Origin of the sequence: Saccharothrix xinjiangensis (assembly GCF_039527585.1) — a bacterium.
In the GTDB taxonomy this organism is placed as follows: domain Bacteria; phylum Actinomycetota; class Actinomycetes; order Mycobacteriales; family Pseudonocardiaceae; genus Actinosynnema; species Actinosynnema xinjiangensis.
This window is the reverse complement of record NZ_BAAAKE010000011.1, coordinates 229,835-248,703: the sequence shown is the minus strand read 5'-3', so window position 1 is coordinate 248,703 and position 18,869 is coordinate 229,835. Positions and strand designations below refer to the sequence as shown.

Genomic DNA, 18,869 nt, shown 5'->3' with positions numbered 1-18,869 from the left:
GGGACCCAAGGAGTTGATGTGTGAGATTGTCTTCCTAAGCCCGCTTGGCCTCCGACTTCGGCGCGGGGGTTCGCCGGCAGCGGGGTCGCCGCGGCGGCCCTGCGCGACGCGGGTTCCGAGCCCGCCGCGCCCGACGTCGTGGAGACCGTCACGGTCACCGTCGCGCCGCCGCCCGGCTTCGGGGAGCTGCGCCTGGGCATGGGTGAGCGGGAGGTACTGGCCACGGGGCTGCTGGGCGCGCCGACCGACCTGCCCGGCGGCTGCCGGCGGCACCCGGCTCAGGACGGTGCGGCGGTCGTCGTCGCACCGGGGCGCGGCGTCGTCCGGGTCACGCTCCCCCGCTCCGCGGAAACCGTCGCGGGCATCCGGGTCGGGTCGCCCGCCGCCGAGGTGGGAGCCGCGTACGGCGCCGCCGCGCACCCCGCCCCGGGAGGTCTCGCCGTTCCGATGCCGGGCCGGCCCGCCTGGCGCTACACCTTCGCCGTCGAGGCGGGACTGGTCACCGCCGCGCACGTCGAGACCGAGGACCACCCGTGCGGGTGAGGCTCTTCAGCCCACACCGCACCACACCAACCGAACGGAGTCCCGTCATGCGCCTCATCACCACCGCGGCCCTGGTCGCCGCCCTGACCGGCTGCACGGCGAACACCGCGGCGCCGGAGCAGCCGCCGACGGCCGGCGCCGACGTCGACGGCGTGGTGGCGGTGAGCACCGTCACCGAGACGGTGCTCGCCGACCCGCCGACCGCGCTCGACCACGGCGGCTTCGGCCCGATCAGGATCGGCTCGACGTTCGCCGAGGTCGAGGCCACCGGGCTGATCGGCCGCCGGAGCAGTCCCGACGCGCAGCCGTGCGCCTACCACGACTTCACGATGCCGCTGCGGGGTTCGGTGGTGTTCGACCGGGACCGGCGGGTCTCGTCGATCATCATCTCCCGCGGCCCCGGCACCGTCGAGGGCGTCGGCAACGGCGACCTGCCCTCCCGGGTGCCGGAGGTGTACCCGTCGGCCGTGCGCAACGAGTTCGGCTACCTGGTGCCGCTCGACACGTCCAACACCTACGGCTTCTACTCCATCGACGGCACCGTGATCACCACGGTGGACTTGCGCCGCGCCGGGCAGACCTGTCACCGGTGAGCGGTGGGGACGCCCCGGCGCCGGCGTGGCGGTCCCCGGTCGGGGCGTCGGGGTTCCGCCGCGTCCCGGGTCGACGCCCCCGGTCAGACCCGGGCGTGGTGGTCCCCGGTCAGGGCGTCCAGTCGGGCGCGGGCGCGGCGCACGGCGTACTCGTGGTCGGCGAGCGCGGCGCCGGCGCCCTGGCGGCCGTGGTGCATGACCAGCCGGACCTGTTCCCGTTGCAGCTCCCGCAGGGCGTGCGCGGCCTTGCGGCCGTGGGCCTCCTTCACCGCCTTGCGGGCCTGGCGGCGGCGCAGCAGCGACGGCAGGCCCGCGCGCTCCTCGGGCGTGATGAGGTCGTCGGCGACGAAGCGCTCGGCCAGCACCTTGAGGTAGGCGCCCTCGTCCTTGCCCGCCAGCCGCCAGATCAGGACACCGATCACCGCGACCGGGATCGCCTTGATCAGGACCGAGACGAAGAAGTTCAGGTCGGAGAAGAAGGGCGAGTTCCAGAAGAAGTGCACCGACAACGCCACCGCGTAGGCGGCGACCGCCACCCCGAGCCGCTGGGCGAGGGGCTTGTGCCGGCGGGTCAGGAAGTAGCCCACGCCGAACGCGGTGATCGACGTGTACATGGCGTGGCTCCAGATGCCGCTGACGATGCCGCGGGTGCCGAACACCAGCGCCACCGGCAGCACCTCGTTGTCCATCGGGAACGCGATGGCGGCGTTGAGGGAGTAGGACAGGTCCTCCAGGACCTGGAAGCCGAGGCCGACCACCGCGCCGGTGGCGACCACCGACAGCAGGGTGGGGAACTGGGTGCGCGCGACGAGGACCAGCAGGACGACGCTGAGCAGCTTGAGGGTCTCCTCGACGATCGGCCCGGCCAGCGCCGCCCCCCAGTCCGCGCCGAACTGCGGACCGCCCAGCTTGGACGCCAGCGAGAAGATCGCGCCGTTGGCGGGGATCGCGAGGTAGGTCGCCGCGAAACCACCCCAGGCGAAAGCGAGTGCGAACCCCAGGGCGGGGTGTTGTTCGAACAGGTCGAGCGACCGGAAGAACAGGAGCACCGGGATCGTGTACAGCGTCCAGGCGAACACGCCGAACAGCACCGCGGTCGGCACGATCCGGTAGGCGGTCAACAGCTGGGTGGTTTCGAAGAACAGGCCGTTGGCGATGAAGAACACCAGCACCCAGAACGCCACCCTGCGCGGCTGGAAGAATCCGTCCACGCCGATCGGAGCCGGCAGTTCCGGTGTCGTCTTCGCGTGTGTCACGAGCCCGCTCCCGCCATCCGGATGCTGTCGACCATGTCGTCCACCTGTCCGGAGACCTGCCGGGAGGTCTCGGCGGCGCCGGGCGCGAAGACGACCACCGAGACGTCGGCGTCCTCGTCCACCGCGACCCACGCCCGGCCCTGCGCGTGCGGGCCGACGTAGGCCAACCGCGTGCCGGTCAGGCCCCCGGCGCTGTGGAAGGAGCCCTCGCCGACGATCCGCAGCGAGGTGTCGGCGAGGATCCTGCGCCGGGTGCGCTCGACCTCCTCGGCGGCGGTCCCGTCCCACTCGCCGGCCTGCACCGTCATCGAGCCGCCCCGGCCCGCGACCTGCGAGGTGCTGCCCGGCGTGGTGCCCTCGCGGATGATGGACCAGCCGTCCGCGGGCACGTAGGTCACGCCCTCGCCGACCTCGATCGTCGTGCCGGGCGGGATCTCCTCCGCGCCGGAGGTGGTGCCGTCGACCACGACCAGCGTGCCGACCAGCAGCACGATGATCGCGACGACGACCAGGGAGCCCAACCACGTCCGATAAGGCTCCCGCCGGGGCAACTCGGGCAGCTCCGCGGAATCCGCACTCGACTCGTCGTTCAACCGCCACCTCCGTGATCGGTTCCCGAACCCACCACTCAGACGAAAGCAGTATGTGCACCGACAAAGATTTCCGGCAACCGGTGGAACGTCACGTCACAATTTTCACCACAGGCAACGCAGGCGATACCCGGAGTTCTCCATATACCAAAGGTGCATTCTCACCGCATGACGGGCGGCGCGATTTCACCCGACCAGTAGCGCCGGGATGTCGCGCACCCCCGCCAGCACGTGGGTGGGGCGCTCGGCCTCCAGTTCGGCGCGGGTCTGGGCCCCGGTGAGGACGGCGGCGACGATGCCGGCGCGGGCGGAGAGGCCGGCGCGGACGTCGAGGACGGTGTCGCCGGCGGCCAGGACGTGCGCGGGGTCGGCGACGCCGGTCAGCTCCATGGCGCGGTGGATCATGTGCGGCCGGGGCCGCCCGCCGGCGACCTCGGAGGCGCACACGACGCCGTCGAGGTGTTCGCCGACGCGCCAGCCGACCGCCTCCAGCAGGGGGTCGGTGACCTGGCGGTCGAAGCCGGTGGTCAGCACCACGCGCACGCCGGACGCGCGCAGCGCGGCCAGGGCCTCCGGCACACCGGGCAGCGGCGCCGGGGGCTCGGCGACGTAGGCGGCGTGCAGGCGGGTGACGAACTCGGCGTGCAGCTCCTCCACGTCGGCCCGGCCGGTGAGGGCGGCCAGCGCTTCCCTCTTGTCCGCGCCCATCCAGGGCCGGACGTCGACATCGGGCGCGCCGTCGTCGGCCACGACGGCGGACAGCACGCGGTAGACCGCGCCGCCTTCGTCCACCGTGGTGCCGGCGATGTCGAGCGCGGCGAGGGTGATCATGCGTGGTCCCCTTCGGACAGTCGGCGGCGGACGGCGGCGGAGAGCCGGTCCACGGCGACGACGAGCACCACGACCACGAGGATGTGCGTGAGCATCTCGTCGAACTTGAACAGCTTGATGGACTGGTTGATCAGGAAGCCGATGCCGCCCGCGCCGACCAGGCCGAGCACCAGCGACGAGCGGACGTTGACGTCGAAGCGGTACATCAGCAGGCCCGCCAGCTGCGGCCGCACGGACGGCAGCAGGGCGTGGGCGGCGACCTGGACGCGGTTCGCCCCCGCGGTGCGCAGGGCCAGCGACGGGCCGGGGTCGGCGTCCTCCAGGGCCTCCGCCCACAGCTTGCCCATGACGCCGACGTTGTGGCACACCAGCGCCAGCACGCCGGGGAACGGGCCGAGGCCGACGGCGGTGACGAAGATCAGCGCGAACACCACGTCGGGCACGGCGCGCAGGAACGACAGCACCGACCGGGCCGCCTGGTAGGCCCAGGTCGAGGGCGCGGTGCCGCGTGCGGCGAGCAGCGCCAGGGCGAGGGAGAACGGGACCGACAGGGTGGTGCCCAGCAGGCCGATCCACAGGGTCACCAGCGCCGATTCCAGGCTGGGGCCCAGCACCTGCCAGGACAGGTCCGGCGGCACGGCCTCGCCGAGGAAGTCGGCCATGCCGCGCCACCCGTCGGCGAGCGCGCCGAAGGAGACCTCGGTGGCGTCCCAGGCGACGACGTGGACCGCGACCACGAGCGCGGTGAGCGCCCAGCCGAGGGCGAGGGCCTTGGGGCGGCGGGGTTTCGGCGGCACCGGCAGGCGGCGCGCACCGTCCACCGCGGTCATGACACGGCCTCCAGGACCTGGTAGAGGGAGTCGACGGGCTGGTCGGGCGCGCCGTCGAGGACGACGCGCCCGTCCCGCAGCCCCACCACGCGGTCGGCGTGGCGGGCGGCGAGCGCGGGCTGGTGCAGCACGGCGAGCACCGCGAGCCCTTCGAGGTGGGCCAGTTCCGCGAGCAGCGCGAGCACCTGCTCGGAGGCCGCCGGGTCCAGGGCGGAGACCGGTTCGTCGGCCAGCACCACGCGGGGGCGCTGGCACAGCGCCCGCGCCACGGCGACGCGCTGCTGCTGGCCACCGGACAGGCTGCCGGCGCGGTCGTGGGCGCGGTCGGCCAGGCCGACCCGGTCCAGGCAGGCCATGGCCTCCTCCCGCACCTCGCGCGGGAACCCGAGCAGGGAGGAGCGCAGCGGCAGCCGGCCCAGCGCGCCGGCGCACGCGTTGTCCAGGACCGTGCGGCGGCGCACGAGGTGGATGCGCTGGAACACCACGGCCAGGTCGAGCCGGTCGCGGGGCCGCCCGTCGACGGTCACCCGGCCCTCCTCGACCGGCACGAGCCCGGCGGCGGCGCGCAGCAGCGTCGACTTGCCCGACCCGTTGGCCCCCAACACCGCCAGCAGCTCGCCCCGGGCGACGGTGACGTCCACGCCGTGCAGGACGGGCCGCTCGCCGTAGCGGACGGTGATGTCCGTCAGCGCGAGCATCAGGCGTCCTCCTCGGTCAGGCCCATGGTCTCGGCGAGGTCGAACAGCGGCTGGTAGGTGGACTTGTCGACGGCGACCAGCGGGCCGGGCGGGTCGACGTCGAGCAGGGCGCCGATCTCGGCGACCGCGTCCGGCGGCAGCCCCAGCAGGGCGTCCTTGACGGCGGTCTTGAACTCCTGGGGCAGGTCGCCGCGCACGGTGATGGGGTCGTTCGGGATCGGCTCGGAGGTCCACACGCGACGGAACTTCGACGGGTCGAAGGCGCCGGCGTCGGTGGCGCTGCCCAGCTGCTGGGAGTTGATCTCGGCGGCGTCGATCGAGCCGTTGACCAGGGCGAGCAGCGCCTCGGGGTGGCCGCCCGCGTAGTTGATCCGCACCTCGGACTCGGCGATGCCGGCGTCCTTGAGGGCCTTGCGGGGCAGGGCGTCCCCGGAGGTCGAGCCGACCGAGCCCAGCGCCAGCGAGCGGCCGCGGAGCTGCTCGACGGTGGTGATGTCGGAATCGGCGGGCACCCAGATGCCGGCGGTGTAGCTGGACAGCTCCCCGTCGGACTCGCCGAAGGAGGCGATGGCCTCGGCCTTGGCGCGCTTGTTGGCGAAGACGTAGCCGAGCGGGCCGAAGATGCCGATGTCGAGCCGGCCGTTCTGCATGGCCAGGACCTCGGCGGAGTAGTCCTCGGTCACGGTGAGCTCGACCGGGCAGTCCAGGGACTTCGACAGGGCGTCGGCGAGGACCCGCGCGGCCGGGGTGAGGCGGGCGGGGTCCTCGAACGGCTCGACGCCGAAGCGGATCGCGCCGTTCGGGCAGGTGGGCGACGCCTGCTCGGCGTCGGCGCCGCAGGCGGTGAGGGTGAGGGCGGCGGCGAGGCCGGCCACGAGGGCGAGACGGTGGACGGGCACGGTGGGCTCCGGTGTGGGGCGGTGGTTCACTGGGTTCGACGGAACGGTCGCAGCCGCTCCGAGCAGGGTCAATGACTTGTATTGACAAGTCGTCGGGTGTTCACCTGCCGGTCAGACCCGGTGCCCCAGGTCGGCGGCGGTGCGGCGCACCTCGAACAGCCGCCGGCCGTCGCGGGTGATCCACGTGGCGGTCAGGGTGGCCGGGGAGACGGTGGTGTCGGCCACCAGCTTGAGGAACACGTGCGGCTCGACGGCGCTGTGCACGAGGTTCGGGTGCGGGGTGTTCAGCGACGGGATGGTGCGGTCGTGCAGCGGGCTGACGATGTACTGCCACAGGTCGTAACCGACGCGCGGGCCGTAGTTCAGGGCGCGGGAGACGTGGATGTCGCCGCCGATCAGGAAGCAGCCGGGGATGCGCTCGGCGGCGATGAGGTCCAGGATCGCGTTCTTCTCGTGGGCGTAGGTCTCCCAGTCGTCCTTCTCCGCGTTGCCCTTGTCGTCCCAGATCATGCCGGTGGCCAGGGCCTTGAACGTGGCGGTGCTCGCGCGCAGCCGGGCGCGCAGCCAGTCCCACTGGACCCGGCCCAGGCAGGTGGGCTTGGCGGGGTCGGCCCAGCTGGGCTCGGTGCGGCTGAACCAGCGCGGGTCGATCAGGAACACCTCCACCGGTCCGCGCCGGAACGAGGTGTGGACGCCCTCGCCGTCACTGCGGTCGGTGAGCTGCGCGCCGTTCGCGGCGTGGCCGAAGGTGGCGTTGGCCCGGTAGTCGACGAACGCGGTGCGGTTGGCGCGCTTGCCGCTGTGGTCGCCGTGGAAGTCGTTGCCGCCGAAGTCGTGGTCGTCCCAGGTGCCCCAGATCGGCGTCGACCGCACCAGCCGGGCCAGTTCGGGCTGCGCCAGGAACTCGCGGTGCCTGGCGCGGGCCACGGCCAGGTCGGCGGAGTCGACGTAGGGGGTGTCGCCGAGCATGACGAAGCTGTCGCAGCCCTCGTCGGCGATGCGCGTCCACACGGTGTTCGGCGTGGACGGCGCGCACGAGCCCAGGCCCATCGTGACCACCGCGGGCGCGCCCGCCGCCGGGGAGGTGGTGAACGACCCGGTCAACGGCGCGAATCCCGGCGCGCCGCCCTGCGGTGCGATCGAGTACTCGTAGCGGGTGGCGGGGCGCAGGCCGGTCACGGTGGCCAGCAGCGTGTTGTCGTTGGCGGTGGACAGGGCGGCGGTGGCCGTCCTGGTCGTGGTCCCGGCGCGCACGGTGCACACCCAGGTCGGGAACGCGACGGGGTCCAGGCCGGGACGCGCCCACAGGCGGGCGGTGGTCTCGTCGACGTGGCCGACCAGCGGGCCCACCGCCGCCTCCGCGGGCATCGGCGTGGGCACGACCGCGGGCGCGGTGCCCGCCCGGACCCGGCGCACGTAGCCGGCGAGGTTGGTGAAGAACGCGACGCTGTCCTGCACCGCCGCGGCGGGCTGGACGGGCGCGCCCGCGGTGTCGAAGCACTTGTCCACGGTCAGGCTGCCCACCAGGAACCGGCCCGTGCCGTGGGCGGCCTCCAGCAGGCACGGCGGCGCGCCGGTCGCCGCGCACGCCATGAGCACCCGCATCGACCGCCACGACCGCACGGTCTCCCAGCTGACCCGGATGCCGGTGGCGCGGCCGGTGAACAGGCGGCCTTCCACCACGCGCAGACCCGCCACCAGCGGGTGGTCGGCGGCGGTCGGGTACACGGTGTCGTAGTCGGAGTCGGTGCGCACGGCGGCCGTGCCGTCGGGCAGGTAGGGCACCGCCGCGCCGAACTGGTCGGACTGGGCCAGGTCCAGCACCACCCGACCGCTCGCGGCGAACTCGCGCAGCGAGGCGGCCTGGGCGGCGGTGTAGCCGGTGTAGCGGGAGTCGTTGTTGGTGAAGCTGCCGAACGCGATCAGGTCGACGCCCTGCGCGGTGGCCGCCTTGGTCGTGTCCAGCGGCACGACGGTGAACCCGGCGCGGCGCAGGAGTTCGGCCAGCCCGGTGGATTTGGTCCACTGGTCGGTGAACTCCAGCACCGCGGCCCTGGGCGCGGCCTGGGCCTCGGCGGTGGCGGTCGCGGTCGCGGTGATGGCCGTGGCGACGCCGCCGACCAGGAACGACCTGCGGTGGATTCCCTCGTTGGTCATGGTGTCCTCCTCGGCGAGGACCATGCGGCACGGGGTCGGAGCACCACAAGAACCTGTATCTACAAGTCATAACCTGTTCACGCCTCGTACCGAACCGGTTCCCCAGCGGGGTCGACTTGTAGAGTCAAGCCATGACGATCCCCCTGCACCGGGTCATCGCCTCGGAACTGCGGCAGCGCATCCGCGCCGGCGCGATCGCCGTCGGCGCGGCGCTGCCGTCCGAGGCGCGCCTGTGCGAGGAGTTCTCCGCCTCCCGCGGCCCGGTCCGCCAGGCGCTGTCCGCGCTGCGCGAGGAAGGGCTGATCGGCGGCGGCCAGGGCAAGCGCGCCGTGGTGCTCGACGCCGTGCCGGCCCAGCCGTTCGAGTCGTTCCTGTCGTTCACCCGCCGCGCCGAGATCACCGGGCACGAACCGGGCCAGCGGTTGCAGGAGATCGCGTTGCGCCGCCCCGAACCCACCGTCGCGGCCGTGCTGGGCGTCGACCCCGACGACGTGGTGGTGCAGCTGGTCCGGCTGCGGCTGCTGGACGGGCGGCCGGCGATGCTGGAGCGCATGACCTACGTCGAGGCGGTCGGGCGCCCCCTGCTCGACGCCGACCTCGACGCCGGGTCGATCTACGCCCTGCTCCTGGACCGCGGCGTGGACCTGCACTCGGCCCGGCACACCTTCGACGCCGTCGCCGCCGACGCCCTCGACGCCCGCCTGCTCGACGTGCCCGAGGGCGCGCCGCTGCTGCGCGAGCGCCGCCTGACCACCGACTCGTCGGGCACGCCGATCGAGTGGTCCGACGACCGCTACCGGCCCGACGTGGCGACGGTGACCGTCACCAACACCCGCAACTCCCGCAGCGCGGCGCTCTGACCCGGACCCGGGGGGCACCGCCGGCCCCGGTCCGGCTCTCCTCGCGGAGGCGACCGGCGCGCGGCGCCCCGGCCCTCCCGCGGGGGTTCACCGCCGAGGCGCGATGGCCTGCCGCATCGCCGCCGAGGTCCGGGCCGCGGCGAAGGCGGCGTCGACCTGGTCCAACCCGAACGCGCCCTCCACCAGGTCCGCGAACGGCCGGGCGCGGTGGTGGGCGGACAGGAAGTCCACCGCCGCCCGCAGGTCCTCCGGGCGGTAGTTGTGCACGCCGACGACGGTGTGCAGGCCGCGCACCACCCGTTCCGGGTCCAGCGGCACGGGCTCGCCCGGCGACACCGACCCCGCCAGCACCACCGTGCCGCCCACGGCGAGCGAACGCAGGCAGGCGGTCACCGCCGAGGGCTTCCCGGACAGCTCCAGCGCCACGTCCACCTCGTCCGGCGCGGTGTCGGCGACCTCGGCCGCGCCGAACAGGGCCGCCTGCGCGCGCCGCGCCGGGTCCGGGTCCACCGCGACGACGTGCGCGCCGGCGTGCGCCGCCATCGCCACGGCGGTGACGCCGAGCATCCCCGCGCCGGTCACCAGCACGCGCCGCCCGCCCAGCGGACCGGCGGCGGCGACCACGGCGGCCACGGTGGCGGTGGCGCAGGAGGCGGGCGCGGCCACGGCGTCGGGCAGGTCGTCGGGCACCGCCACGACCGCCGTGCCGGGGAGCAGGACGCAGTGCGTGGCGAACCCGCCGGTCAGCGGCGCGGCCTCGTCCAGCGGCTCGTGCCCGTACTTGCGCAGCCGCCGGCACTTCTGCGGCAGCCCCCGCCCGCACCGGTCGCAGTCACCGCACGACGCGGTCACCGACCACACCACCCGCATCCCGGCCGCCACCGGCGCGCCGCCCACGCACCGGGCACCGCCCTCCCCCACGGCCAGGACCGTGCCGACCTGCTCGTGCCCCAGCACCGCGGGCGCCGGCGAGGGGCGCCTGCCGGCCACGGTGTGCAGGTCGCTGCCGCACACCGTGGCCAGGTCCACCCGCACCAGCACCTCACCGGGTCCGGGCGTGCGCGGGGTGGCCGCGTCGACCAGGGTGAAGGGCTCGCCGACACCGCCCCACCGGGCGTAGCCGACGGCAACGGCGCCACCGGGCGCGATCGCGGAACTCATGGGGCACACCCTCGCACGCCACCCCGCCGCGAACAACGACCTGTATAGCTAAGTCACAGCAATCACCGTCCCGACCTCCGAAACAGGTGAACAGGGCGCGAACTTGTCTCTACAATTGGGCCGAATGCCTTGTGGAGGAGGACGCGCGGTCGCAGGGTGGCCGGCGTGAAACCCACTCTGGTGATCGTCGGCGCGGGCATCGTCGGCCTGGCCCACGCCGTCGAGGGCCTCCGCCGCGGCCTGCGCGTGGTCGTGCTGGAACGCGACGAGCGCGCCGTGGGCGCGTCGGTGCGCAACTTCGGGCACATCTGCACCACCGCGCAGCACGGGCGGGCGCTCGACCTCGCCCGGGTCGCGCGGCGCACGTGGCTCGACCTCGCGCCGCGGGCGGGGTTCGGGGTGGTGGAGGCGGGCACCGTCGTGCTGGCCCGCGCCGAGGACGAACTGGCCGTGCTCACCGAGTTCGCCGCCGCGCGGGCCGACGACCGGGTCCGGTTGCTCGATCGGCGCGACATCGACCTGCCGCTGCTCGCCGACGACGTGCTCGGCGGCGCCCTGCTGCCGCTGGACCTGCGCGTCGACCCGCGCGAGGCCGTGCCCGCCCTGGCCTCCTGGCTGGCCGGGCAGGGCGTGGAGTTCCACTGGCGCGCCACCGTGACCGGCGTCGAACCCGGCGCGGTGCGCACCACGCGCGGCACGTTCGCCGCCAACGCCACCGTGGTCGCCGTCGGCCACGACGTCGACCGCCTGCTGCCCGACCTCGCCGACGCCGCCGGCCTGCTGCGCTGCCGGTTGCGCATGGTCGAGGTGGCCCCGCCGGGGGGTGGCGCCATCGCCCCGGCGGTCCTGTCGGGACTGTCGATGCTGCGCTACCCCGGCCTCGCCGGCACCGCCGCCGCGGCCGACGTGCGCGCCCGCATCACCCGTGAGCGCCCCGAACTGCTCGACGTCGCGATGAACCTGATGATCACCCAGCGCCCCGACGGCAACCTCGTCGTCGGCGACACCCACCACTACGCCCTCACCCACGACCCGTTCCTGGACGAGGACGTCGACGACCTGGTGCTGCGCGAGGCCGCGCGCCTGCTCGGCGTGCCGGAGCTGACCGTGCGCCGCCGCTGGACCGGCGTCTACGCCTCCGCCCCGACCGAGTTCCTCACCGCCGCACCGCACCCCGCCACCCGCGTGGTCTCCGTGACCTCCGGCATCGGCATGACCACCGCCTTCGGCCTCGCGCCCGCCGTCCTCGACGACCTGCTCGGCGCACACCACCCCGGGAGCGCCTAGATCTCCTCGGCCGCGTCGCAGGGGCGACGGAGGTGGTGGAACCGGACCTCGGTCCGGTGCGCGCGCTCATCCCGGCGGCCGTCACGACCAGTGGTCGTCGGCCCGCTCGCGCTCGTCACCAGGGGACGACGCCCCCGTCGTCGAAGAAGCCGCCCCGCGGGCCGTCGTCCGGGAGGGTGACGAGCCTGATCGCGACCGCGGCGCCCTGCTCCGGCGTCCGCGGCGCGGCGAAGCCGGTGAAGTCGGTCGCCACGTAGCCGGGGCAGCAGGCGTTCACGATGACCTTCGTGTCGAGGACGGTGCGGACGACGTCGAGGTCGAGCGTGGTCGGGCCCTGCGCGCCACCGTCGACCCGCCCGGAGGCGCCGCTCCCGCCTGGCACGGTCGCGGGCACCCACCGCGACCGTGAAACCGATCGCACCGAGGCCCTGCGCGATGGCGAAACCGATTCCCTTGTTCGCGCCGGTGACCAGCGCGGTCTTCGTGTCCTCCACGTGGCCCATGCTCGGCGGGCCGCGCGCCCGCCGTCCAACACCGGATCGGTCCGCTGTGATACCCGCCGGGTACCGGTGGTCGGTTCGGGACGGGTTCGCGGCGGACCCGAGGTCTCGTCGGTTCAGCAGGCTGCGCCCGTGGACGACCTCGAAACCCGCGAGCTCCGGTACTTCGTGGCCGTCGCCGAGGAGTCGCACTTCGGGCGCGCCGCCGACCGGCTCGGGATCGCGCAGCCGCCGCTCTCCCGCGCCATCCGCCACCTGGGGCGGCGGCTCGGCGTCCGGCTCTTCGACCGGGACCGCCGCGGCGTGGCGCTCACCGACGCGGGTCGGGTGCTGCTCCGGGAGGCCCGGGCGGCCCTCGCCGCGGTCGCCGCCGCCGCGCGCCGGACGCGGCGTGCCGGTGACCCGGAGCGGCCGCTGGTGCTCGCGTCGAAGGCCGGGGCGTCCCACGAGCTGCTGCGCCGGCTCCTCGACGCGCTGGGTGGCGAACTCGGTGCGACCCGGGTCGAGGTCCTGCTGTGCGAGGTCGGCGAGCAGGCGGGGCTGCTCCGCGACGGGCGCGCCGACGTGGCGCTCGTGCACCGCCCGTTCGACGACCTACGCCGGGTTCGACACCGCGGACCTCCACGTCGAGGGCCAGGTCGCGATCCTGCCCGCGGGGCACCCGCTCGCGTCGCGCGACCGGCTCACCATGGCGGACGTCCGCGACGTGCCGGACCTGCCGATCGCCCGGTGGCCCCGGCTCGACGGGTCCTACCCGGACGGTCCGGGCCCGGAGGTCCGCACCCAGTCGCAGCTGGCCCAGCTCGTGGCGCTCGGCAGGACGCTGCTCGTCATCCCCGCCTCCAGCCGCGCCCGGCAGTGGCCCGAGCACGTCGCGGTGCCCGTCGTGGACGCGCCGGAGGTCACCACGGTGATCGCGTGGCCGCCGGGCAGCCGCTCGCAGGCGGTCGCCGCACTCGTCCGCACGGCGGCCGGGCTCCGCGACGCGGCCGGGCTCGACGGCACAGCCGAACCCCGCGGCGCGGCAGGGCTCCGCGACGCGGCCGCCGAGCGGGCGTCCTAGCCGGACCGCGCCGTCACAACGCCTGTTCGGCCCGGTCCGCCGAGGTCCGGGTGGACGCGCCGCCGAGCTGGCGGGCGGTGTTGACCAGGCCCTCCATGCTGAACGCCTGCGGGGTGTTGCCCATGTGGCGGCCGGTGGCGGTGTCGTACTCCTCGCTGAGCAGGCCGACGTCGTTGCGCAGGTCGAGCAGCCGCTCGAACAGCTCGCGCGCCTCATCGGCGCGCCCCGTGCCGTGCAGGGCGTCGGCGAGCCAGAACGTGCACGCCAGGAACGCGCCCTCGGCGCCGGGCAGGCCGTCCACGCCCCCGTCGGCGTCGGTGCGGTAGCGCAGCACGAAGCCGTCCTCGCACAGCTCGCGGCGCACCGCGTCCACCGTGCCCCGGACCCGGGGGTCGTCCCACGGCAGGAACCCCACGCGCGGGATCAGCAGCAGGGAGGCGTCCAGGCCCTGCGAGCCGTAGAACTGGGTGAACGTGCCGCGCTCGGCGTCGAAGCCCTTCTCGCACACCTCGGCGTGGACGCGGTCGCGCACCTCGCGCCACCGGTCGACGGGGCCGGGCAGGCCGTGGTTGGCCACGGTGTGCACGGCGCGGTCGAGCCCGGCCCACGCCATGACCTTGGAGTGCACGAAGTGCCTGCGCGGGCCGCGGACCTCCCACAGGCCGTTGTCCGGGTCGTCCCAGTGGCCCTCCAGGTGGTCGAGCAGCGCCCGCTGGAGGTCCCAGGCGGTGTCGGTGGTCGACAGGCCCGCTTCGCGGGCCAGGTGCAGGCCGTCGAGGACCTCGCCCCACACGTCCAGCTGGAACTGGTCGGCGGCGGCGTTGCCCACCCGGACGGGTGATGCCCCCTCGTAGCCGGACAGCCAGGGCAGGGTCTGCTCGGGCAGCCTGCGGCTGCCGTCGAGCCCGTACATGATCTGGAGCTTCGCGGGGTCGCCCGCCACCGCGCGCACCAGCCACTCCCGCCAGGCGCGGGCCTCGGCCGTGAAGCCCGTGCCCAGCAGGGCCTGGAGGGTGAACGTGGCGTCGCGCAGCCAGCAGTAGCGGTAGTCCCAGTTGCGCGGGCCGCCCCACTGCTCGGGCAGCGACGTCGTGGCGGCGGCCACGATGCCGCCGGTCGGGGCGTACGTCAGGGCCTTGAGGGTGACCAGCGCGCGGCGGACCGCGTCGGCCCAGGGTCCGTCGTAGGTGCAGCGGCTGATCCAGCCAGCCCAGAAGTCCTCGGTGTCGGCGATCGCCTGCTCGGCGTCCACGGCGTGCGGGCGCGGCAGGTGCGAGGCGGTGTGGGTGAGCACGAACGGGACGCGCTGACCGGCGCGCACCTCGAACTCCGCGGTGGTGGTCAGGTCGTGGCCGTGCACCGGCACGCCGGCCTCCAGCCACACCGCGTCCGGCCCGGCGACCGCGGCCAGCGCCCCGTCGTGGTGGCGCACCCACGGCACGACGCTGCCGTAGTCGAAGCGCAGCCGCAGGTCCATCCGCATCGGCACGCTGCCGGACACGCCCTCCACCACCCGCACCACGTCGGCGGCCTCGCCGCGCGGCGGCATGCAGTCGATCACCCGGACGGTGCCGTGCGGCGTGTCCCACTCGGACTCCAGCACCAGGCTGTCACCCCGGTAGCGGCGCCGGGTCGCGCGGCCGCCGCCGGCGGGGGCGAGCAGCCAGCGGCCGGCGTCCACGTCGTGCAGCAGCGCGGCGAAGCAGGCGGGCGAGTCGAACGCGGGCAGGCACAGCCAGTCCACGCTGCCGTCCGTGCCCACCAGGGCCGCGGTGTGGAGGTCGCCCAGCAGCGCGTAGTCCTCGATCTTGGAGGGCACCGGTCAGCACCTCCCGCCGAGGTCGACGAGGGCCTCGGCCTCGGGTGGGTCGGTCGGCCGCAGGGACCCGGTGGTGGCGGTGGGTGCACGCATGCCTCCGGGGTTACCCGCCACGGCGGCGTTCATGTGCGTGGAGGCGCGGCGGCCGAGGGGTGCCCGGCCGCCGCGGGCTCACGTCAGGCGGAGTAGCCGAGGAGGCCCTCGACGACCTGGCCCTCGCAGTTGGCGCTGGGCGAGTCGAAGTGGTTGCCGTTGCCCGCCACGAGGCAGCGGCGGATCGGGTGGTTGGCGCCGGAGGCCGGGGCGTCGAGGAGGTAGCCGATCACCCCGACGACGGTCGTGCCCTCGCAGTTGGCGGACAGCGACGTCATGTAGTCCCACCCGTTGACCAGGCACTGGTAGATCGGGTGGGTGCCCGCGCCGGCCGCGGTGTTGACCGTGCCGATCGGGCCCTCCAGGGCGTGGCCGGCGGGCGCCGACGTGGCGCTGGCGTGGTCGTTGCCCCTGCGGTAGCGGTTGAGGGTGGCCTTGGCGGGGGGCTGGGTGCCGCCGTTGTCGACGTGGAGCAGGCGGTTCGGCGAGCCGGCGCCCGGGTTCTGGACGACGTTCGGCGTGGCCGCGGTGACGAGCGCCGCGCCGACCTGGGCCGGGGTGGCGCCCGGGTTCGCCGACAGGTGCAGGGCCGCGGCGCCGGCCACGTGCGGTGCGGCCATCGACGTGCCGCTGATCGTGTTGGTCGCGGTGTCGCCGGTCGACCAGGCGCTGGTGATGCCGACGCCGGGCGCGTACAGGTCGGTGCAGGTGCCCCAGTTGGAGAAGCTCGCGCGGGCGTCGTTGCGGTCCGAGGCGTTGACGGTGAGCGCCGTCGGGACGCGGGCCGGGGAGAAGCCGCACGCGTCGGCGTTGGAGTTGCCGGAGGCCACCGCGTAGGTGATGCCCGCGGCGATGGAGTTGGCGACCGCGGCGTCCAGCGCGGCCTGCGCGCCGCCGCCGAGGCTCATGTTGGCCACCGAGGGCCCGGAGCGGTTCGCGGTCACCCAGTCGACGCCCGCGATGACGCCGGCCGTGGTGCCGGAACCCGCGCAGTTGAGGACCTTGACCGCGACCAGCCTGACGCCCTTGGCCACGCCGTGCGCCGCGCCGCCGACGGTGCCGGCGACGTGCGTGCCGTGGCCGTTGCAGTCGGAGTCGTTGCCGTCGCCGCTGGTGTTGGCGCCCCACACGGCCCGGCCGCCGAAGTCGGAGTGGGTGGTGCGGATGCCCGTGTCGATGATGTAGGCGGTGACGTTCGACGCGGTGCCGGGGTAGGTGTAGGAGTTGTCCAGCGGCAGGTTCCGCTGGTCGACGCGGTCCAGGCCCCAGGAGGGCGTGGGGCTCTGCGTGGCGGTGGCGGTGACCTCGACGTCCTGCTGCACGAACGCGACGCGGGGGTCGCCCGCGATCTTCGCGGCCTGCTGCGGCGTGGCGGTGACGGCGAAGCCGTTCAACGCGTGGCTCCACACGTCGCGGATCAGGCCTCCGTGCGCGTCGACCACCGACGCGGCGGCGACGCCTTGGTCGAGCACGACGACGTAGCTGTCGGGTACGGCCGTGGCGCCGGCGACGGTGACGACCTCACCGGTCGCCGCCGAGGCGGTCGGGGTGAGCGCGGTCGCGGCCGCGACGACGAAGCTTCCGGTGACGAACGCCGCCGTGGCGGGACTGGGACGTGATCTCAACGCTGCCCTCCTGAGGCATCGGGGAGTGGATCACGGACCGGCCAGACGCTACGGACAGGACCGGCGCGAGCGCACCGGTCGAGGACAGGAAGGGGCTGAACAGCGCCGGGATTTCGACTGAGCAGCCGCACCGGCCGCCGTCCCTGCGGTCGCAGGGACGGCGGTGACCGGACCAGACCCGGCCACGAACGCCACCTCCGGCGGGCCGGGTGACCGACGGTAACCGTTGCGGGGCTTGGATTTCGGAGGTCCGCACCGCCCCTTGGTCCGGTCCGCTGGCAGCACTGGGCCAGGACGGTGAAACCGGGTCCGGTCCCGTCGTCGGCGGTGCCACCCTGGCCTGTTGCCCGGTCGGCCGCGCCCCGCGAGGGGGCCGCCAACCCGAAGCCACGTCGGCCCGCCCGCAGGGACGGGGCGGGATCCGACGTCCGCGAGGGGAGAACTCACTACGTTCTGCCCGGTGCGAATCCTCTTTTCGAGCCTCGGCTCACACGGGCACACCTACCCCCTCGTACCGCTCGCGATCGCCGCCCGGGAGGTGGGTCACGACGTCACGTTCGTGACCAGGGCCCCCATCGCGCGCGTCGCGGCCGCGCACGGCTTCGACCACGTCCCGGGCGGCATGGACATGCTCGCGGCGTTCCACCTGGCCAACGCGAGCCCCGCGGACCGGAAGACGCCCGGTTTCCGGCCCGAGCGGGTGTCGGGGGTGTTCGGCTCGATCCTGCCGCGCAGCTGCGCCGCGGACCTGGCGCCGATCATCGCCGACCGCAAGCCCGACCTGGTCGTGCACGAGATCGGCAACCCCGGCGCGGGGCTGGCCGCGAGGGTCGCGGGCGTGCCGGCGGTGTGCCACTCGTTCGGCCGGATGTGGCGGCCGACGGGACCGCCCGAGGTCCTGCGCGCGAACCTGGCCGAGGTCGCCGCGGAGCTGGGCGTCGACCTGCCCGACGGCGACACCATGTCGCTGGGCAACCCCTACCTGGACATCTGCCCGCCGTCGGTGCAGGACCCCGGGTTCGCGATCCCGCACGCCGAGGTCGTCCCGCTGCGGCCGGTGCCGTTCTCCGAGCCCGGCGAGCTGCCGCCGTGGGTGCGCGAGCACCGGGAGCCGCTGGTGTACGTGACGCTGGGCACGGCGTTCGGCGACGCGGGCGTGCTGCGCACCGCCATCGCGGGCCTGGCCGCGCTGGCGGCGAGGGTGCTGGTGTCCACCGGTCCGAGCGTCGCGGTGGGCGAGCTGGGCGAGGTTCCGGACAACGTGGCCGTGCGGTCGTGGCTGCCCCAGGCGGAGCTCCTGGCGCACGTCGACCTCGTGGTGCACCACGGCGGCGCCGGCGGGACCATGGGCACGTTCGCCTCGGGCGTGCCGCAGCTGGTCCTGCCGCAGGGCGCCGACCAGTTCAGCAACGCCGACGTGGTGACCGCCGCCGGGCTCGGTGACCAGGTGTTGGCCGCGGACCTGACCGCCGAGGCCGTCGCGGCCAAGGCCCACCGGCTGCTGACCGACCCGGCCGTGCTCGACGCCGCCAGGGCGATGGCCGCCGAGGTGGCCGCCATGCCCTCACCGCACGACGTGGCCCTCGCGCTCCCCGAGCACGCCTGACGCCCCTCACCCTTCCCGGGCACGCCCGGCGCCTCCCCACCACCCGACCGCGCCCCCCGACCACCCGCCGGGGGCGCGGTCGGTCGTGTTCGGGCCTGACCAGGCACGGCCGAGGCGCGGTGAACCTGCCGCCGAGCTGCCCCTCGCACTGCCGGAAACGCCTCCTCCCCGGGCCTAGCTTCTCCAGTGTCGCTGAACGCGAACCTCTTGTCCCACAAGCGGAGGAGCCCCGACATGACCAACCCCTTCGACGACCAGGACGCCGAGTTCCTGGTGCTGGTGAACGAGGAGCGGCAGCACTCGCTGTGGCCGGCTTCGATCGCCGTGCCCGCGGGGTGGGAGGTGGCGCACGGCCCGGACGCCCGCGCCGCCTGCCTGGAGCACATCGAGACCCACTGGACCGACCTGCGCCCGGCGAGCCTCGCCGCGCTGCGCGGCTGACCCGACCGACGAACGCG

At 74.6% G+C, this 18,869-nt stretch carries 16 protein-coding genes and 2 pseudogenes; 7 read left to right on the top strand and 11 right to left on the bottom strand.

Features of this window, described 5'->3' with window-relative positions; all coding sequences use genetic code 11:
* Positions 1 to 138: 138 nt before the first annotated feature.
* Positions 139 to 543, top strand: a complete 405-nt coding sequence (locus tag ABD223_RS23345; RefSeq protein ID WP_344038538.1) for a hypothetical protein — start codon at positions 139 to 141, stop codon at positions 541 to 543.
* 47 nt (positions 544 to 590) lie between these two features.
* Positions 591 to 1,136, top strand: coding sequence for a hypothetical protein (locus tag ABD223_RS23340; RefSeq protein WP_344038537.1), 546 nt, complete (start codon positions 591 to 593; stop codon positions 1,134 to 1,136).
* An 83-nt stretch (positions 1,137 to 1,219) separates the two neighbouring features.
* On the opposite strand, the gene ABD223_RS23335 is transcribed toward ABD223_RS23340, so the two are convergent.
* From ABD223_RS23335 to ABD223_RS23305, 7 genes are all read right to left on the bottom strand, one after another.
* A complete protein-coding gene (locus ABD223_RS23335) occupies positions 1,220 to 2,392 on the bottom strand; it encodes a PrsW family intramembrane metalloprotease (protein WP_344038536.1) in 1,173 nt (390 codons plus the stop codon).
* Positions 2,389 to 2,985, bottom strand: a complete 597-nt coding sequence (locus ABD223_RS23330; protein ID WP_344038535.1) for a hypothetical protein — start codon at positions 2,983 to 2,985, stop codon at positions 2,389 to 2,391. Before ABD223_RS23330 ends, ABD223_RS23335 begins: the two co-directional genes overlap by 4 nt.
* Before the next feature lie 183 nt (positions 2,986 to 3,168).
* Positions 3,169 to 3,813, bottom strand: a complete 645-nt coding sequence (locus ABD223_RS23325; protein ID WP_344038534.1) for a phosphonatase-like hydrolase — start codon at positions 3,811 to 3,813, stop codon at positions 3,169 to 3,171.
* On the bottom strand, positions 3,810 to 4,643 hold the full coding sequence (gene phnE / locus ABD223_RS23320; RefSeq protein ID WP_344038533.1) for a phosphonate ABC transporter, permease protein PhnE: 834 nt from the start codon (positions 4,641 to 4,643) through the stop codon (positions 3,810 to 3,812). Before phnE ends, ABD223_RS23325 begins: the two co-directional genes overlap by 4 nt.
* Positions 4,640 to 5,341, bottom strand: a complete 702-nt coding sequence (locus tag ABD223_RS23315) for a phosphonate ABC transporter ATP-binding protein (RefSeq protein WP_344038532.1) — start codon at positions 5,339 to 5,341, stop codon at positions 4,640 to 4,642. Before ABD223_RS23315 ends, phnE begins: the two co-directional genes overlap by 4 nt.
* Positions 5,341 to 6,240, bottom strand: a complete 900-nt coding sequence (locus tag ABD223_RS23310) for a phosphate/phosphite/phosphonate ABC transporter substrate-binding protein (protein WP_344038531.1) — start codon at positions 6,238 to 6,240, stop codon at positions 5,341 to 5,343. Before ABD223_RS23310 ends, ABD223_RS23315 begins: the two co-directional genes overlap by 1 nt.
* A 111-nt stretch (positions 6,241 to 6,351) precedes the next feature.
* Entirely contained in the window at positions 6,352 to 8,397 is a 2,046-nt protein-coding gene (locus tag ABD223_RS23305) for an alkaline phosphatase D family protein (protein WP_344038530.1), read from the bottom strand.
* Positions 8,398 to 8,528: 131 nt separating this feature from the next.
* Here ABD223_RS23305 and ABD223_RS23300 point away from each other — a divergent pair, with 131 nt between their 5' ends.
* On the top strand, positions 8,529 to 9,257 hold the full coding sequence (locus ABD223_RS23300; RefSeq protein WP_344038529.1) for a GntR family transcriptional regulator: 729 nt from the start codon (positions 8,529 to 8,531) through the stop codon (positions 9,255 to 9,257).
* 87 nt (positions 9,258 to 9,344) lie between these two features.
* Here the strand turns inward: ABD223_RS23300 and ABD223_RS23295 are convergent, their stop codons facing one another.
* The gene (locus ABD223_RS23295; RefSeq protein WP_344038528.1) at positions 9,345 to 10,418 is read right to left on the bottom strand and encodes a zinc-binding dehydrogenase; all 1,074 of its coding nucleotides are present in this window, start codon (positions 10,416 to 10,418) and stop codon (positions 9,345 to 9,347) included.
* Positions 10,419 to 10,583: 165 nt separating this feature from the next.
* Here ABD223_RS23295 and ABD223_RS23290 point away from each other — a divergent pair, with 165 nt between their 5' ends.
* Positions 10,584 to 11,705 (top strand): TIGR03364 family FAD-dependent oxidoreductase, encoded by a 1,122-nt coding sequence (locus ABD223_RS23290; RefSeq protein WP_344038527.1) that lies wholly within the window; start codon positions 10,584 to 10,586, stop codon positions 11,703 to 11,705.
* Positions 11,706 to 11,820: 115 nt separating this feature from the next.
* Here the strand turns inward: ABD223_RS23290 and ABD223_RS23285 are convergent.
* A pseudogene (locus ABD223_RS23285) lies at positions 11,821 to 12,208 on the bottom strand (Rossmann-fold NAD(P)-binding domain-containing protein).
* Positions 12,209 to 12,337: 129 nt separating this feature from the next.
* Between ABD223_RS23285 and ABD223_RS23280 the strand changes: the two are divergent.
* A pseudogene (locus ABD223_RS23280) lies at positions 12,338 to 13,268 on the top strand (LysR family transcriptional regulator).
* Between the two features lie 13 nt (positions 13,269 to 13,281).
* Here ABD223_RS23280 and ABD223_RS23275 read toward each other — a convergent pair.
* Positions 13,282 to 15,087 carry a glycoside hydrolase family 15 protein gene (locus tag ABD223_RS23275; protein ID WP_344038526.1) on the bottom strand — a complete coding sequence of 602 codons (1,806 nt, stop codon included), beginning with the start codon at positions 15,085 to 15,087 and terminating at the stop codon, positions 13,282 to 13,284.
* Positions 15,088 to 15,263: 176 nt separating this feature from the next.
* Entirely contained in the window at positions 15,264 to 16,805 is a 1,542-nt protein-coding gene (locus ABD223_RS23270; RefSeq protein WP_344038525.1) for a S8 family peptidase, read from the bottom strand.
* Between the two features lie 460 nt (positions 16,806 to 17,265).
* Between ABD223_RS23270 and ABD223_RS23265 the strand changes: the two genes are divergently transcribed.
* Together ABD223_RS23265 and ABD223_RS23260 are read left to right on the top strand one after the other, a co-directional pair.
* Complete coding sequence (locus ABD223_RS23265) at positions 17,266 to 18,411, top strand: glycosyltransferase (protein ID WP_344038524.1); 1,146 nt, start codon at positions 17,266 to 17,268, stop codon at positions 18,409 to 18,411.
* Positions 18,412 to 18,645: 234 nt separating this feature from the next.
* The gene (locus tag ABD223_RS23260) at positions 18,646 to 18,852 is read left to right on the top strand and encodes an MbtH family protein (RefSeq protein WP_344038523.1); all 207 of its coding nucleotides are present in this window, start codon (positions 18,646 to 18,648) and stop codon (positions 18,850 to 18,852) included.
* Positions 18,853 to 18,869 lie beyond the last annotated feature (17 nt).